This is a genomic window from Paenibacillus sp. 01T431 (assembly GCF_056398625.1).
In genome coordinates, this window is sequence record NZ_JBFTPT010000027.1 from 53,516 (window position 1) to 68,607 (window position 15,092).

The following is a 15,092-nucleotide window of genomic DNA, read 5'->3' on the forward strand; positions in this document are numbered from 1 at the left end:
AAAAAAGGCAGGAGTACTCTAACGAGGGTGGTACCGCGAGCTAATCCTTCTCGTCCCTTGGGGCTGGAAGGATTTTTTATGTCTATATAGACGCATACAAAGGAGGAAAAGTTCTATGGTGAAGTGGGAAAGTTTAAGTGGCGAGCAGAAAAGTGAGGTCGAACGTCAGCTGGCTGTCATTCGCCGCGGTGTTGTGGAGATTGTACCTGAGGATGATTTGAAAAATAAAATAGCGAATGCTGTCGCAACAGGAAAGCCATTAAATGTAAAGCTAGGACTTGATCCTTCAGCGCCAGACATTCATATCGGCCATACGGTTGTTCTTCACAAGCTTCGTCAATTTCAGGAACTCGGTCATCAGATACAGCTGATTATCGGTGATTTTACAGGCAGAATTGGTGATCCAACGGGCAAATCGGAAACGAGGAAGCAATTGACGGAAGAAGATGTGAAGCGGAATGCGGAAACATACCAAAAACAAATTTACAAAATATTAGATCCACAGCAAACAAAGCTCTACTACAACTCGGAATGGCTTGCACCGCTTAACTTTGCGGATGTTGTAAATCTAGCAGGGAAAGTAACGGTTGCACGCATGATGGAGCGTGATGATTTCACAAAGCGGTACACGAGCGGCTTGCCGATCAGCATTCATGAGTTTTTCTACCCGCTGATGCAGGGATACGATTCCATAGCTCTTGATTCCGATGTGGAGCTAGGAGGCACGGATCAGACATTTAACCTATTAATGGGCAGAACCTTGCAGAAGGAATACAATAAACCGGGTCAAATCGTAATTACGACTCCTTTGATCGAAGGGTTGGACGGCGTAAATAAAATGAGCAAAAGCTTGGGCAATTACATCGGTATAGATGAAGAGCCAAACCAAATCTACGGCAAATCGATGTCGATTCCCGATGAGCTTATGCTCAAATATTACGAGCTTGCTACCGATTTAAGCAACGAGGAGCTTGCGGCATTGAAAGCTGGACTGGCAGATGGATCTGTACATCCACGTGATGCGAAGATGCAGCTTGCAGCGACATTTGTACGAATGTACCATGGCGAAGAGGCAGCGAAAGCGTCAGAAAATCATTTTATTACCGTATTTCAACAACGTGCGCTACCTGATGATATCGAAGAGGTATCGATTGCTGCGGAACAATTGGAAGATGGCCAAATTCGCATCGTGAAGCTGCTCACTATGCTTGAATTGCTGCCAACGAGCAGTGAAGCGAGAAGAAGTGTTCAGCAAGGAGCTGTTCGTCTAAATGAAGAGAAGATAACTGATATTAATACGGATATTTCTCCTAAGGATGGCGACGTGCTTCAAGTTGGAAAACGTAAATTTATAAAAATTAAATTAACATAATTGGAATAATAGAGCTTGTTGAAATGATAAAATTCAACAAGTTCTATTTTTTTAGAAACAAAAGAGCGTTTTCAACGTATTAAATAACGGAAGCATTAACAGGTTATGGATACTAAGGGAGGAGGAGAGAGTTGGAGACGCTATTTATGTCTTGTCTAGTCGGAGGAATCCTTTATGCGCTCGTAAGTATTATTTTTGGGGATTTGATCGGGCAAGCACTCGATGGAGCACTCGATTTTTTATCCTTAGATGGTCATTCATGGCTGTCGCCGACTGCGCTAGTAGGCGGGATAACCACTTTTGGCGGAGCAGGGATCCTACTCGGACGCTACACTGCCTTTAGTTCAACAGCCATCGTGGTGATTGCCTTATTCATCGCACTTACAGCTGCAGTAGCTGTTTTCTTTCTCTACATTAAGCCGATGGAGCAAAGCGAGAATTCGATCGCTTTTTCGCTTAATGATTTGTCGGGTAAGCTCGGGGAGGTGCTGGTCCCCATTTCTGCGAAGGGCTATGGTGAAGTGATGGTTAAGGTGGGAGCTGGATTTACGAATCAAATTGCAGCTAGCTTTGAAGGCGTTGAAATTACAAGCGGCTCCAAGGTTGTCGTTGTTGAGGTAAGGGACAGCACTTTGTATGTATCGGAAGTAAATCTATCTTAATTAAAGCAGCATAAGGGGGAAATTCAATGGAAGATATTTATGTTATACCAGCTATTGTAGTTGGCGTTTTTGTTATATTAGGTCTTGCCTTCTGGGCGCGCTACAAAACAGTTAGTCCAGACGAAGCGATGCTCGTAACGGGATCATTTCTAGGCTCCCGAAATGCGAGCACGGATGAATCTGGGCGTAAAGTGAAAATCATTAGAGGCGGAGGCGCGTTTATTCTGCCGATATTCCAGAAGGCTGAGTTTCTATCGCTATTGTCCCATAAGCTGGATGTATCGACGCCGGAGGTATACACAGAGCAAGGCGTACCAGTCATGGCAGACGGTGTAGCGATCATTAAAATTGGCGGTGCGGTTGAAGATGTGGCGACGGCGGCAGAGCAGTTTCTAGGCAAGCCTACCGAAGCGCTCAAGGGTGAAGCGCAGGAAGTATTGGAAGGACATTTGCGCGCAATTCTTGGCTCAATGACAGTTGAAGAGGTATATCGCAACCGCGATAAATTTGCGCAAGAGGTGCAAGGGGTTGCAGCTAAGGATTTGAAGAAGATGGGTCTTCAAATCGTTTCCTTCACGATCAAGGATTTGCGCGATAAACATGGATATTTGGACGCGCTAGGTAAACCGCGAATTGCTGCAGTCAAAAGAGATGCTGAGATTGCGGAAGCTGAAGCGATTCGGGATGCTAGAATTCAGAAAGCACTCGCTGCTGAGGCCGGTCAAAAGGCTGAGCTAGTGCGCGATACCAACATTGCGGAAGCAGAGAAAGAAAAGGAAATGAAGGTCGCGACATTTAAACGTGATCAAGATACAGCAAGAGCAGAAGCGGATCAGGCTTATTCGATTCATGAAGCACGTGCTAAGCAAAACGTAGTCGAAGAGCAAATGAAGGTTGAACTCGTACGTAAAGAACGTGAGATCGATCTGGAAGGAAAAGAAATATTGCGTCGTGAGAAGCAGTATGATGCAGAAGTGAAGAAAAAAGCCGATGCAGACCGTTACGCAGTTGTACAAGCGGCGGAAGCGAACAAGGCGAAGCTTCTTAATGAAGCTGATGCTCTGCAATACCGTATTGAAGCGGAAGCCAAGGCACATGCTACCCAGAAACGTTTGGATGGTTTAGCTGTTGCAGAAGCAGAGAGAGCGAAAGGTACAGCGGAGGCAGACGTTATTCGTCTTCGCGGTTTAGCAGAAGCGGAAGCGAAAGAAAAGCTAGCTGAAGCTTTTGAGAAATTTGGAGAAGCTGCAATCCTTGATATTATCGTAAAAATGCTTCCTGAGCTGGCTGGCAAAATTGCCGATCCTATCGGCAACATTGATAAGCTTACTGTCGTTGATACAGGGAATGGCGAAGGGGCGGCTCGTATAAGCAATTATGTGACTTCATTAATGTCTACTGCTCCGGAGATGCTGAAGAGCGTATCGGGAATCGACGTGAATGCAATCATTAAAGGACTAACGAATAGAGGCGGTAATCTACCTGCAGTGCCTAGCAAGCCGGTTGATATTGCTGCTCCTGCTGTAATTAAGCTTCCTGAACAATAAAGTAAGGCAGTGTAAACAGAAAAAAACCTTGAACCAAATGGTTCAAGGTTTTTTTGTTTATTAACGGCTGTAGAATTCGACGATTTGTTTCTCGTCGATATCTTGGGAAAGCTCACCGCGGTCAGGCAGACGAAGGAATTTACCTTCCATTGCTTGATCGTTGAACTCCAAGTAGTTCGGAAGGTGATGACGACCTTCCATAGCTTCTTTAATTGTTCTAAGGCTGCGGCTGCGCTCGCGCAAACCGATTACATCGCCAAGAGAAACGCTGTAAGAAGCGATATCCACTTTCTTGCCGTTTACAGTTACGTGACCATGTGATACCAACTGACGAGCTCCTGCACGGGAGTTGGAAAGGCCAAGACGGTAAACGAGGTTGTCAAGACGGCTTTCAAGGAGGCCCATGAAGTTTTCACCGGCTTTACCTTTCATTTTTGCCGCTTTGTCAAACAAGTTGCGGAATTGTTTTTCGTTCAAACCGTACATGTGACGAAGCTTTTGTTTCTCTTGCAATTGAACGCCGTAACCGCTCATTTTTCTGCGTTGGTTAGGGCCGTGTTGACCTGGTGGAAAAGCGCGTTTTGCAAGTTCTTTACCCGTTCCGCTCAAAGAGATTCCAAGGCGACGGCTTAGTTTAAATTTAGGTCCTGTATAACGTGACATACGTAATATTAACTCCTTCATCAAATAAATTTGTGAATGGGGTTGTGTTTCGCCGAATACGTTCAATGTTCGAGCAAGCTCGTCCCTGATAGGCTAGTCAGCCGCTGGCCTATAGTGAACGTATTTCATGAGGGTGACACAAAACCGTACGCCCATCTATTCATCAATAAATAATATATGAAATAGATAGCTGTTGTCAAGGTTCACTAAGGAAATTTAATGATGTTTGAAACACATCGAAAGACCTATATTTTAAATACATAGTAGTGCAAATTTCTCAAAAATGGAGTATGATGATTGTAATATTAAGTGAAAATAGGAAGCTCATCACCTTGGTTGACAGATGGAAGGGTTGGGGCTGCATGGTTGATCGAATGAATAGCAATTTTGCATATCGTAAAACATCAACAATTGTGGATACATCAGCAGAGTCACAACCGATTTGGTTCATCAGCGAAGATATTAGCGATGCGGACAAGCCCTTGCTATCACCATTGTTCCAAGACAGTTTCAATCAGTGGGTAAGTGAAACATCAGGATTAGCCTCATTTGAGGCTGGTGAATTTGTGATATTCAATAATGAAGCGGAAGAGATCTCATCTGAAGGTCTTTATGACGCTGAGGCTTGCGAGAAACGCGATGCTGCGCTTGCAAAGGTTGTCCAAAGCGTTATAAGCAGCGGTTTATCTTGCCATAATGAAGCAGATGATCTATTTACAGCAGCAGTGCCTATTCATAGGCGAGGCGATGGTGCTGTTTTTTGTATTCTTGCTTATGTGTCTCCAATTGGTCATCAGAAGGACATCGCGCAGCTTCAAATGTGCTCATTGCATTTTCGCAGCTGCTTTTACCATAAGTTTGAACAGCTTTATGTAAAGGATTTGCTTTTGCAGCAGCAGCGGGCTGAGCAGGAAGCAAGTAGAAGAGATTCATTGTTTCAAGCAGCCAAACGGCTTTATGATCAAATCGATGTTGCATCGGTGCTATCGGAATTGCTTAGCAGCCTGGAACAGCTTTATCCAAACTCGGAAGTTCATTTGTATTTGTCACAGGACCACTTAAACGGTGATCCGCGTGTAAAGCCGCTTGTTTTCAAAAACTTGGAGCATGATCTCGTCACCAAGGCTTTTTTGAATGGCAAATCGGTTACGGAGCATGACAGAGACGGTACGCTTAGGCTGGCTGTTCCAATGAACGGCAAACAAGCCGCGTATGGTGTGCTTTGTTTGTATATAGGTCCAGGCAAATGGGATGAAGCAGACTTGCCTGCCTTCCTGCAGCTGGCGGATACTGCGGGATCAGCCTTCGAGAATGCGAAGCTGTATGAGCAATCTAATCTGCTTATTAATGAGCTGCGACTAATTAATGAGCTTACGAAACGATTAAACCAGTCCCTTAGGCTCAAAGAAATTTTTCAATTTGCTACCACAGAGCTATTAACGATATTTGATGCGGATTATTGCTGTGTTTTGCAGCTTAACAAAGAAAAAAATCAATTCATCGTCATGTCCAGTAATTTTCCATCCCTGACGAGCGAGCAGTTTTTGCCCGATTACGGGTTCTGCGGAATGGTTTATCGAACCAAGGAGCCAATGATCATATCCGATTACTGGCATACTCGTGTTGTAACGTCCAAGCTAATGGATAATACTGGTTCAAGATCGCTTATTGCCTCACCGATAATGGTTGATGGAGAGGTCGTTGGCGTTATTTTGATTACACACAAAGCGCCAAACTTCTTCTCCTACGATAATTATAAATTACTTCAAGTGATGAGCACGCACATTGGACTTGCTGTAACGAATGCTTCATTGCACGCTGAAGTGCGCCGGATGGTTATAACTGATAACTTAACCGGCTTGCATGCTCGCCACTATTTAAATGAACAAATTCAAAACCGTCAGCGCAAAGATCCATTCGGCTCACTTATTCTTGTAGATATCGATTTATTTAAACGCATCAATGACACGTATGGACATCAAGTTGGTGATCGTATACTCATACAGGTGAGCAATATTATTAGAGGATCAATCAGGCAAGGAGATATTGCCGCGCGCTGGGGCGGTGAAGAGCTTGCGATTTACTTGCCAGGCATTCGGGCTGAGCAAGCGTACCGCATCGCCGAACGAATACGGGTACATGTGGAGATGGAAACGGATCCTGTCGTAACCGTATCCTGCGGCGTATCCGAATGGAAGTTTGAGGATGAGAAAATTAGCGTTGAGTCTTTATTTTATCGTGCAGATATGGCACTTTATGAAGCTAAGCATAATGGAAGAAATTGCATCATTGTTGGTCAGAACTAAAATCATGAACATTATTGAGAAGGATGCTAATTGCAGCATCCTTTTTTTGTTCCTATTTGGAATAAGGAGCTTGCAGGTTAGGGACGCTACTATAGAACATGTTGGACGGGAGGTAAGCATATGAAAAAAGAGAAAGCAATTAGCGTAATTGTGGTCACGCTTGTATTCATGCTCTCGATTGCCGGATGCGGAAATGTGGGTAAACATCGTTCACCTGAGGAATGGCTGTCTTTGTCTTATTCGGGGCTTGCCGCAACGGATCAATATGATTTTACAGGGTCGATGAGCATAAAGACAGACGGTGGTCTAGCTTTTAAACCGGAAGTGTTTGAAGGCAAGGTCGTGGATCATCAGCAGTTGACATTGCAGACGAATAGTCAGGAAACGATGCATTGGAATCCAGTAAAGGTGCTTGAGACGTTGAATCAGTCCAATGATGAGGTTCGGATCGTAAACGGCAGCAACGATGAGGATACCGTAACGCTGTTGATTACTGAGAATGCAAAGGTTTCAAAGGAGAAATGGGAACAGCGTTTGCGGCAGCAGCTAGATCAGCTTGGAGCAAACATGCCTTCCAAAGATAAGCCTTTTCACCAAGAATGGAAGGAGGAATTGGCACGATCGCGCAGCCAGCTTGATGCCATGCTTTCGACCATGCAGGCGACCACGGAGTATGAGCTCGTTATCGACCGCACGAAGCTGCTTCCGCTGAAGATGGAAGAAAAAACATCCTTTCAGTACACCTATAACAAACGTCCATTTTCTGAATCAAGATACACGACAGTAAGGTTTCAATCCTTTAACGGTGCGTTGAGCAACACTGTTCAGCAGATGCATAAACGTGTTACGATGGATTAGTTTATGATCGAAAGTTAGAAGGAGAGGAATTTTACATGCGTGATCCAAGATTGCAAAAGCTAGCGCGAAATTTAGTCGAATATTCTATCGATGTTCAAGCAGGGGAAAATGTGCTAATTGACATGGTTGGTTCAGAACGAGAGCTAACCAAGTGTTTAATAGAAGAGGTTGCAAGGCGGGGCGGCAGGCCGTTTGTAGAATCGAGTGATCGTTCTGTTCTTCGTACTTTGCTGAAGCATGCTACGAAGGAGCAAATGGAGCTTTGGTCGTCGCTTGATTTGGAGCGGATGAAAAATATGCAAGGATATATCGCTGTACGCTCAGGAGACAATGTGAATGAATTTGCTGGAATTCCTGATGCCAACATGCGCCTATATGATCAAATTTATAGAAATCCGGTACACTCCGAACAGCGCGTTAAAAAAACAAAATGGGTCGTTTTACGTTACCCAAGCCCATCCATGGCTCAGCTGGCCAATATGAGTACGGAAGATTTCGAAGACTTCTATTTTGATGTATGTAACTTGGATTATGCCAAAATGGACGCAGCGATGAACCCGCTTCAGAAGCTGATGAGTGAAACAGATCGTGTGCGGATTGTATCGCCAGGCACGGATTTAAGCTTCTCGATTAAGAATATCGGAGCGAAAAAATGCTCTGGCCACCGAAATATTCCCGATGGAGAAGTGTTCTCAGCTCCGGTTCGCGATTCGGTGCAAGGTACGATTACTTACAATGCGCCTAGCGTCTATTCTGGCGTTACGTTCCAAAATATTTCACTGACATTTGAAAACGGCAAAATCGTAAAAGCAGAAAGCAATGACAATGTTCGTTTGAATGAAATATTAGACATGGATGAAGGCGCTCGCTATATTGGTGAGTTTGCAATCGGATTTAATCCGCATATTTTGCATCCCATGAATGATATTTTGTTTGATGAGAAAATTGCCGGCAGTTTGCACTTTACGCCAGGTCAAGCCTATGAAGAGACGGATAATGGCAACCGTTCCGCTGTTCATTGGGATCTCGTACTTATTCAACGCCCAGAATACGGCGGCGGCGAAATTTATTTTGATGATGTACTTATTCGCAAAGATGGCGTTTTCGTCATTCCAGAGCTTGAAGGGTTAAATGCTGAAAACCTAAAATAAGCAATTACGCTCGAATCGTATTCCTATGTAATAAATGGAAAATAAAGCGTTTTTCATTTTACCTCTTGCTGGATGCTTCTTTTCGGGTTATCATGGTGACAAAGGTAAGCTTTACTAATTTAACTGGAGGGATCTCCCATGTCCAACAACGCAGCAATCGTAGAAATTTCCCAAACGGCTAGCCAATTCACTTCATCCATCGTTCTGCAAGCCGAGAGCAAATATATTGATGTAAAAAGCATCCTCGGACTTTTCACTACACTAGTAGGCGGACATGCGTACGAACTTCATGTACACGGACCGGATGCTGAGGAAGCAAAAGCAGCAATGGCTGCTGTATTTGCTAAGCACAACTTAAATGTTAATGTTATTACGGATTAGTAGATCATATTTTTAACGAATAAGCACCTCTTCACTTTTGAAGAGGTGCTTTTCTGTTTTGACCTTGTATAATCGCTCTATTTCGTCTAATATAGTGGTATAGAAGACGGCGGATACGCGCACAGGGGGGAAAACGATGTCTTCACCGGAAATTACGGTACAATTGCATGAGAAAGCGCTTCGTCTCCTTCAGGAAGATGCGAGTAAAATAGAAAAGCTAATCGAAGTTCAGATGGAAAACTTGACTACTCGTCAATGTCCACTTTACGAAGAAGTGCTAGATACACAAATGTATGGATTCTCGCGAGAGGTTGACTTTGCTGTTCGCGCCGGACTCATTGCAGAGCTGGCTGGCAAGGAAATAGTGAGTAGATTAGAGCGGAATTTAGCTATGCTATACGAAGCACTGGAAAGAAAAGAGTAGCCTCCAAATGGAGACTACTCTTTTTTTTGTTTACACAAGGTAGAACGCAATACCGAGGATGACATAGACCATAATAAGCAGCACACCTTCATACCAATTCGTACGTCCATCACGCGATACTGATTTGGCAATAAAGACAGAAACGCCGATGGCAGTTAATTCGATAGGCGTGAATACAATATCCATCGTGTTTCCAAATAAGCTACTAACGAGAATGAGCACAGGCGCTACGAATAAAGCGATTTGCAAGCTGCTGCCGATGGCGATTTCTACAGCTGCGCCGATCTTATTTTTCATTGCCAGCATGACAGCAGCGCTATGCTCCGCCGCGTTACCGACAATAGCGATTACGAATGCCCCTATAAACAGCTCAGACAGGCCAAATTTCGCACTGAATGCGTCAAGGGTATGTACAAGCCATTCACTCACAAAGGCCACCATAACGGTAGCTAGGAGGAGGAAGAAGATTGACTTTCCTTTTGACCAGGCCGGCTCTTCACCATGATCTGCATTCATGACGACATCAGAGAGCATATCCTTGTGAGTAACCATGGAGAACACCAGCCACAGAATATAAGCTAAGATCAAAATTCCCGCAACAGCAAGACTTAGAAACTGATCCTTCTCAAACGAAAACTTCTCTGAAACAACGAATACAGCTGGCACAAAAAGACCAATGACAGCCATGATCATGAGCGTAGAATTGTGATCAGCTAATCGGCCGTTAAATTGCTGCTCCTTATATTTCAACCCGCCAAGCAATATGCTAAGACCCAAAACGAGCAATAGATTTCCGATAATAGCCCCTGTCAAGCTCGCTTTTACCATATCGAATTGCTGCGCTTTAATCAAAAATATCGCGATGATGAGCTCTGCGGCATTTCCGAAGGTTGCATTGAGGAAGCCGCCCAGCCTTTGACCTGCATAATGTGCGACACTCTCCGTGGCTTTACCAAGAAAACCGGCCACAAAGATGATCGCGATGGCTGAAATGATAAATTGGACTGTGTTATCCCAGTGGGCGTAATGACCGATGGCACTAAGTGCAAACATGAGGATTAACCCTGAGAAAAACCATTTTTGATTCAAAGCGTTCACCTCTTCAAATAGTTGCTGAAAACCTGATAATACTATAGCGGAAATAAGCAAGCATGTAAACTTTACCAGTTAAAAGGTGCATTCGATATGTTTATCTGATTCATGGAAAATAAAGGGGAGATAAAGTTATTGTCACATATTGGAGAAAGTTGGTAGAATGATAATAGGATAAAAACCTTACGGAATTCGACAGAAGCCTGGCTGGTCGAACGATCATTAATGATATGCCTGGCTCAAAAGCTTCATGGACGAAAAAGAATCAACATTTGTATCTCGTTATCAATTACAAAGACGAGAACGCGGAGCTAAAGGAAATTGTTATGCTTGCCAACATTAATATGTTTAAGATTTACTCCTTCGTAACGACGGTGAATTAAAAGCTAGCAAGCGCGAATGGTGGAAGAATTATCAATTTATAAACATTTAGCCTGAATAGCATCTTGTTCACAAAAGCTTTTAACACTCAGCTTTGCTGTGGTATTGTCCGTCTGCTATAATAAGCCTATATGGCAAAATGAGGAGTGAGTCACATGACAGAAGAACTTCAAACGGGTCTTATCCGAATCTCTGATGATGTAGTAGCAACGATAGCTGGACTCGCAGCGCTTGAAACGCCAGGCATTGCGGCAATGTCGGGCGGCATTTCCGAAGGACTCGCCAAACGGCTGAGCGGAAAGAACGTGCAAAAAGGCGTTTCAGTTGAAGTAGGAACGACGGAAGCGGCCATTGATCTTCGTATTATTGTTCATTACGGCATTCCGATTCAAGAGGTATGTCGTCAGCTTCAACTGAATGTACGTGAATCTGTTGAGAATATGACAGGATTGCACGTTGTTGAAGTGAATGTGAAGGTAGAAGGCGTTGCCTTCAAAGAAGAAGAGCTGGAAGAAGTTCAGCAGCAGCGATTGAAGTAAATAAAGAAGGGTGCCTCTTTTATAAAAGAGGCACCCTTTTTTTGATTCCATTAGCGCTTTGTAGGTTCTACACGGTTTGCTTCCCTCGATATGCTTAACAATACGCCGATAGACATTAGACAAAATAGCAGTGATGAGCCGCCATAGCTTATGAACGGAAGTGTAACACCTGTCAGCGGTATTGCCGCAGTAACGCCGCCTATGTTGACAAAAGCCTGAATGGCGATCAAGCCGACAATGCCAACACCAACAACTGTGCCGTAATGATCAGGACAGCGGAGTGCAACAATAAGACCGCGCCACAAGAAAAATAAATAAAAGATCAGGAAGACAGCACTGCCAATAAACCCAAATTCCTCACCAATGATTGAAAAAATAAAATCAGTGTATGAATTCTTCAAGTAATGCAGCTTCTGGACGCTTTCACCGAATCCGGCTCCGGTTAAGCCGCCGTGACCAAAGGCTTGCAGTGACGACACGAGATGCCAGCCTGTATCCTGAGAATCGCTGAGTGGATCTCTAAACACGGTAAGCCGATCAATTCGGTATTTCCAAGGGTCTGGATCAATCGCCATCGAGATACTGAATATGACGGTGAGAAAGAGGCCGATAATCGTTCCAGACATAAATACCTGCTTTAAATTCGCACCGCCAGCCATAATCATGACCGTAGCACATGCAGCAAGCACTAAGGTGGAACCAAGATCCGGCTGCATCATAATTAAGCCACAAATAAAGCCGACGATAACGATAACCGGCAATAGCCCTTTTTTGAAGCTGCGAAATTTATCGCCCTTCTTCGTTATAAGAGCGCCAAGATATAATATGATAGCAAGCTTAGCAGGTTCTGTAGGTTGAATACCAAGTTGTCCAATTCCGAACCAGCTGTGTGCACCATTGATCTCTGCGCCTACAAACGGAACAGCAATGAGCATAAGAACAACTGGAATGAAAAAAACCATAAAAAAACGTTTGAATACTTGATAGCGTAAATTCATCATAAACAACATAACTATGATGCCAAGGCCAGCCCACATGAACTGGCGCTTGGTGAAATAAAGAGCATCATCCTTCGCTACGGCCGCGATACTTGAGCTTGAACTGAATACCATAACAAGCCCAAAGCCAACGAGCAGAAGAGTTAAAATGAGAAGCAGAAAGTCCGGTCTTCCACGGCTACCGTTCTGCGTGGCTTTCATGTCAGCACCGTTACGCTAACAATTGTTTCAATTGCTGAAGTCTTTGCGTCGCCGTACTCATAATTGGCTGTGGAATAGGGGACTCATACTCAAGGCCATGCGGGAAAGTGGAGCGTCCGATATAAACCGATTCGATAATTAGAACGGCATGAGGTGATTCAAGCTTACCTTCAATGGCTCTTGTTGTAATTCTCAAATAATAATCGGATCCGCTAGCGTGATCCTCAAGTTTCAAGTCGTATGTAGCGCGATAGTATTCCCACTGCCAACGGACAAAACCAACTTTTTCAGCAGATTCGTCTAAGTGGTCAAGTTCGCTTTTAACACCGTTTAAGCCGGTATTTTCAATAATCATGGTAGTTCCTCCCAAAGGTTTTGTGAAGCAAAACTGACTTTACTAGCATATGCTTCCATTTCAAAAGACAGAGTTGTACATTCTTTTCTCATGATAGTATGTTTCCCCAGCAAGCGCAACCCTTACTCCCACCCCTTGTTGTGAACAAAAGTGACATTTTGAAGAAAACTAATATTCCTAACGATTTAGTGATGCATTTGCTTCCTAATTAAGCCGTTCATCTGGTAAACTAAATGGCATGATAGGATTCGTAGGTTTTTTGAAAATGTAAGGGGGTTTGCGATTTGCAAACAGAGGATATCGTAGATCTACAGCTAGAGCAGCTATTTCCAAAAATGATGAATTGGCGCAGACATCTTCATCAATATCCTGAGCTTTCGTTCCATGAGCGTGTAACGTCAAGCTGGATTGCCACCCAATTAAGCGAGCTGGGTATTGCGGTTCAGACAGGCGTTGGCGGACATGGACTAATTGCAACCATTAAGGGAGATCAACCAGGCCCGGTCATAGCGCTGCGGGCTGACATTGATGCACTTCCTATTCAAGATGAGAAAAAATGCGAGTATGCGTCTAAGGTGCCAAACGTTATGCACGCCTGCGGTCATGATGCACATACATCTACGCTTCTAGCAATTGCGTCTTATTATTCGGCGAATCAATCCGCTATTTGCGGTGAGCGCAGACTGTTGTTCCAACCAGCCGAAGAGGTTACACCTGGAGGAGCAATGCCGATGATTAAGGATGGAGCACTGGATGGAGTAGACGTCATTTATGGCGTACATCTGTGGACGCCGCTCGCTTATGGCTTGGTGTCGTCCAAACCAGGAGCCTTTATGGCTGCTGCGGATGAATTCGTTATTGATATTGTGGGACGAGGCGGTCATGGAGGATTGCCACATCAAGCTATTGATGCGATTATGATTGGTTCAACGCTTGTGCAATCCGTCCAATCCATTGTAAGCCGCAATGTGAACCCGCTGCATCCGGCAGTGGTGACTATCGGTTCTTTCCAAGCAGGTACGACTAATAACGTCATTGCGGAACGATGCAGACTAAAAGGAACTGTCCGTTCGTTTGACGAGCAGACGAGAATGATGATACATGATCGGCTCAAGTCGCTTGTCACGCATATATGCCAAATGCATGGCGCGGAATTCGATTACCAGATGAGGATTGGTTATCCGCCCGTCGTAAACGATGAAGAAGAGGCTGAGCGTTTCTTTAAGGTTAGCGAAAGGTTGTTCGGTGAAAGCGCGGTTGTGCGATCGGAAGCCATTACGGTTGCTGAGGATTTTTCTTATTACTTGGAAAAAGTGCCTGGCTGCTTTATGTTTGTTGGTGCTGGCAATGAGAGCTGCGGTGCGACGTATGCGCATCATCACCCTAAATTCGACATTGACGAGAGAGCGATGCAGCGGGCAGCCAGGCTTCTGATTGGTATGGCTGAGGAATATGCGAGCGGAGTTGTTTCAACCGCGTAAGAGCGGATGCTCAGGTTCTAAAAAGGTTATGCTAAACCTCGTAACTTATAATCGAGGAGGTATTTTAGCTGAAAACGTTAAAACAAATTATGTCGACAGATTGTGTCACAGCGACTTTGGTTGATAATGTATATGAGCTTGCTGTAAAAATGAAGGAACATGATATCGGATTTATTCCAATTGTAGATGGCAAGAAGCTGATAGGTGTAGTCACTGATCGAGATTTAGTCGTAAAAGGATATGCAGAGAAGCATCCTGGCTCAGCTGCAGTTGCTGAGGTAATGAGTACGGATGTGGCTACGATAACATCTGACGCATCTCCCGATGAGGCCGCGGAGCTGATGGCATCTAAGCAGATACGCAGACTTCCGGTTGTGGATGATGGAGAGCTAGTAGGGATTCTGGCAATCGGAGATCTTGCTGTACGAGATATATTTGCCGATGAAGCCGGGGAGGCGCTTAGCTCAATTTCGGAGCAAGATTATTCAGCATCCCCTCCAACGTTTCATTAATATAAATAAGGCTGTCCGAGTGTGATATGCTCCCCAAATAGTAGACAGGTGAAATAATAAAAAACCTGTTGCTATGAGGGGAGCATTTTCATGTCTAAAGTTAAATATTCCGCATCAGAGAAACTTACCATAATCGGAGAGATCGAAAGTGGTGAACTTGGCTCTATGG

At 44.3% G+C, this 15,092-nt stretch carries 15 protein-coding genes and 1 other annotated feature (1 of these 16 cut by a window edge); of the genes, 11 read left to right on the top strand and 4 right to left on the bottom strand.

Annotated features, from left to right (window positions below; translation table 11 throughout):
• Positions 1-61 (top strand) — a binding site (T-box leader) (it extends 243 nt beyond the left edge of the window).
• Positions 62-118: 57 nt separating this feature from the next.
• The 3 genes from tyrS to AC1DM9_RS31520 all read left to right on the top strand — a co-directional run bounded on the left by tyrS (position 119) and on the right by AC1DM9_RS31520 (position 3,581).
• Entirely contained in the window at positions 119-1,372 is a 1,254-nt protein-coding gene (tyrS, locus tag AC1DM9_RS31510) for a tyrosine--tRNA ligase (RefSeq protein ID WP_477550387.1), read from the top strand.
• 131 nt (positions 1,373-1,503) lie between these two features.
• A complete protein-coding gene (locus tag AC1DM9_RS31515; RefSeq protein ID WP_477512358.1) occupies positions 1,504-2,034 on the top strand; it encodes an NfeD family membrane protein in 531 nt (176 codons plus the stop codon).
• A 26-nt stretch (positions 2,035-2,060) separates the two neighbouring features.
• The gene (locus tag AC1DM9_RS31520; RefSeq protein ID WP_477512357.1) at positions 2,061-3,581 is read left to right on the top strand and encodes a flotillin family protein; all 1,521 of its coding nucleotides are present in this window, start codon (positions 2,061-2,063) and stop codon (positions 3,579-3,581) included.
• A 60-nt stretch (positions 3,582-3,641) separates the two neighbouring features.
• Here AC1DM9_RS31520 and rpsD read toward each other — a convergent pair whose 3' ends face one another.
• Positions 3,642-4,244, bottom strand: a complete 603-nt coding sequence (rpsD, locus tag AC1DM9_RS31525) for a 30S ribosomal protein S4 (RefSeq protein WP_054028044.1) — start codon at positions 4,242-4,244, stop codon at positions 3,642-3,644.
• 332 nt (positions 4,245-4,576) lie between these two features.
• On the opposite strand from rpsD, the gene AC1DM9_RS31530 reads away from it, so the two are divergent.
• The 5 genes from AC1DM9_RS31530 (at position 4,577) to AC1DM9_RS31550 (ending at position 9,364) form a co-directional block, all read left to right on the top strand.
• Positions 4,577-6,550: a sensor domain-containing diguanylate cyclase gene (locus AC1DM9_RS31530; RefSeq protein ID WP_477512356.1), complete on the top strand. Its 1,974-nt coding sequence runs from the start codon at positions 4,577-4,579 to the stop codon at positions 6,548-6,550.
• 120 nt (positions 6,551-6,670) lie between these two features.
• Complete coding sequence (locus AC1DM9_RS31535; protein ID WP_477583977.1) at positions 6,671-7,408, top strand: hypothetical protein; 738 nt, start codon at positions 6,671-6,673, stop codon at positions 7,406-7,408.
• A 35-nt stretch (positions 7,409-7,443) separates the two neighbouring features.
• Positions 7,444-8,559, top strand: coding sequence for an aminopeptidase (locus AC1DM9_RS31540; RefSeq protein ID WP_475448907.1), 1,116 nt, complete (start codon positions 7,444-7,446; stop codon positions 8,557-8,559).
• Between the two features lie 138 nt (positions 8,560-8,697).
• Positions 8,698-8,940, top strand: a complete 243-nt coding sequence (locus tag AC1DM9_RS31545; protein WP_076268246.1) for an HPr family phosphocarrier protein — start codon at positions 8,698-8,700, stop codon at positions 8,938-8,940.
• Positions 8,941-9,076: 136 nt separating this feature from the next.
• Positions 9,077-9,364 carry an Fpa/YlaN family protein gene (locus AC1DM9_RS31550; protein ID WP_054028048.1) on the top strand — a complete coding sequence of 96 codons (288 nt, stop codon included), beginning with the start codon at positions 9,077-9,079 and terminating at the stop codon, positions 9,362-9,364.
• A gap of 30 nt (positions 9,365-9,394) precedes the next feature.
• Here the strand turns inward: AC1DM9_RS31550 and cax are convergent, their stop codons facing one another.
• A complete protein-coding gene (cax, locus tag AC1DM9_RS31555; RefSeq protein WP_076268247.1) occupies positions 9,395-10,453 on the bottom strand; it encodes a calcium/proton exchanger in 1,059 nt (352 codons plus the stop codon).
• A gap of 539 nt (positions 10,454-10,992) precedes the next feature.
• Between cax and AC1DM9_RS31560 the strand changes: the two genes are divergently transcribed.
• On the top strand, positions 10,993-11,376 hold the full coding sequence (locus AC1DM9_RS31560; RefSeq protein WP_076268249.1) for an Asp23/Gls24 family envelope stress response protein: 384 nt from the start codon (positions 10,993-10,995) through the stop codon (positions 11,374-11,376).
• Between the two features lie 50 nt (positions 11,377-11,426).
• Here AC1DM9_RS31560 and ftsW read toward each other — a convergent pair whose 3' ends face one another.
• Together ftsW and AC1DM9_RS31570 are read right to left on the bottom strand one after the other, a co-directional pair.
• Positions 11,427-12,575: a putative lipid II flippase FtsW gene (gene ftsW, locus AC1DM9_RS31565; protein WP_477583979.1), complete on the bottom strand. Its 1,149-nt coding sequence runs from the start codon at positions 12,573-12,575 to the stop codon at positions 11,427-11,429.
• A gap of 10 nt (positions 12,576-12,585) precedes the next feature.
• A complete protein-coding gene (locus AC1DM9_RS31570) occupies positions 12,586-12,930 on the bottom strand; it encodes a YugN family protein (RefSeq protein WP_076268251.1) in 345 nt (114 codons plus the stop codon).
• A 335-nt stretch (positions 12,931-13,265) separates the two neighbouring features.
• Between AC1DM9_RS31570 and AC1DM9_RS31575 the strand changes: the two genes are divergently transcribed.
• Together AC1DM9_RS31575 and AC1DM9_RS31580 are read left to right on the top strand one after the other, a co-directional pair.
• Positions 13,266-14,411 carry an amidohydrolase gene (locus tag AC1DM9_RS31575; protein WP_477583986.1) on the top strand — a complete coding sequence of 382 codons (1,146 nt, stop codon included), beginning with the start codon at positions 13,266-13,268 and terminating at the stop codon, positions 14,409-14,411.
• 89 nt (positions 14,412-14,500) lie between these two features.
• On the top strand, positions 14,501-14,923 hold the full coding sequence (locus AC1DM9_RS31580) for a CBS domain-containing protein (protein ID WP_477583981.1): 423 nt from the start codon (positions 14,501-14,503) through the stop codon (positions 14,921-14,923).
• Positions 14,924-15,092 lie beyond the last annotated feature (169 nt).

Bases quoted from the DNA above. Each gene is read 5' to 3' on its own strand.
- rpsD (WP_054028044.1), bottom strand. From the start codon at position 4,244: ATGTCACGTTATACAGGACCTAAATTTAAACTAAGCCGTCGCCTTGGA.
- AC1DM9_RS31540 (WP_475448907.1), top strand. From the start codon at position 7,444: ATGCGTGATCCAAGATTGCAAAAGCTAGCGCGAAATTTAGTCGAATAT.
- AC1DM9_RS31520 (WP_477512357.1), top strand. From the start codon at position 2,061: ATGGAAGATATTTATGTTATACCAGCTATTGTAGTTGGCGTTTTTGTT.
- AC1DM9_RS31575 (WP_477583986.1), top strand. From the start codon at position 13,266: ATGATGAATTGGCGCAGACATCTTCATCAATATCCTGAGCTTTCGTTC.
- AC1DM9_RS31535 (WP_477583977.1), top strand. From the start codon at position 6,671: ATGAAAAAAGAGAAAGCAATTAGCGTAATTGTGGTCACGCTTGTATTC.
- AC1DM9_RS31545 (WP_076268246.1), top strand. From the start codon at position 8,698: ATGTCCAACAACGCAGCAATCGTAGAAATTTCCCAAACGGCTAGCCAA.
- AC1DM9_RS31570 (WP_076268251.1), bottom strand. From the start codon at position 12,930: ATGATTATTGAAAATACCGGCTTAAACGGTGTTAAAAGCGAACTTGAC.
- ftsW (WP_477583979.1), bottom strand. From the start codon at position 12,575: ATGAAAGCCACGCAGAACGGTAGCCGTGGAAGACCGGACTTTCTGCTT.
- AC1DM9_RS31560 (WP_076268249.1), top strand. From the start codon at position 10,993: ATGACAGAAGAACTTCAAACGGGTCTTATCCGAATCTCTGATGATGTA.
- AC1DM9_RS31550 (WP_054028048.1), top strand. From the start codon at position 9,077: ATGTCTTCACCGGAAATTACGGTACAATTGCATGAGAAAGCGCTTCGT.
- AC1DM9_RS31580 (WP_477583981.1), top strand. From the start codon at position 14,501: ATGTCGACAGATTGTGTCACAGCGACTTTGGTTGATAATGTATATGAG.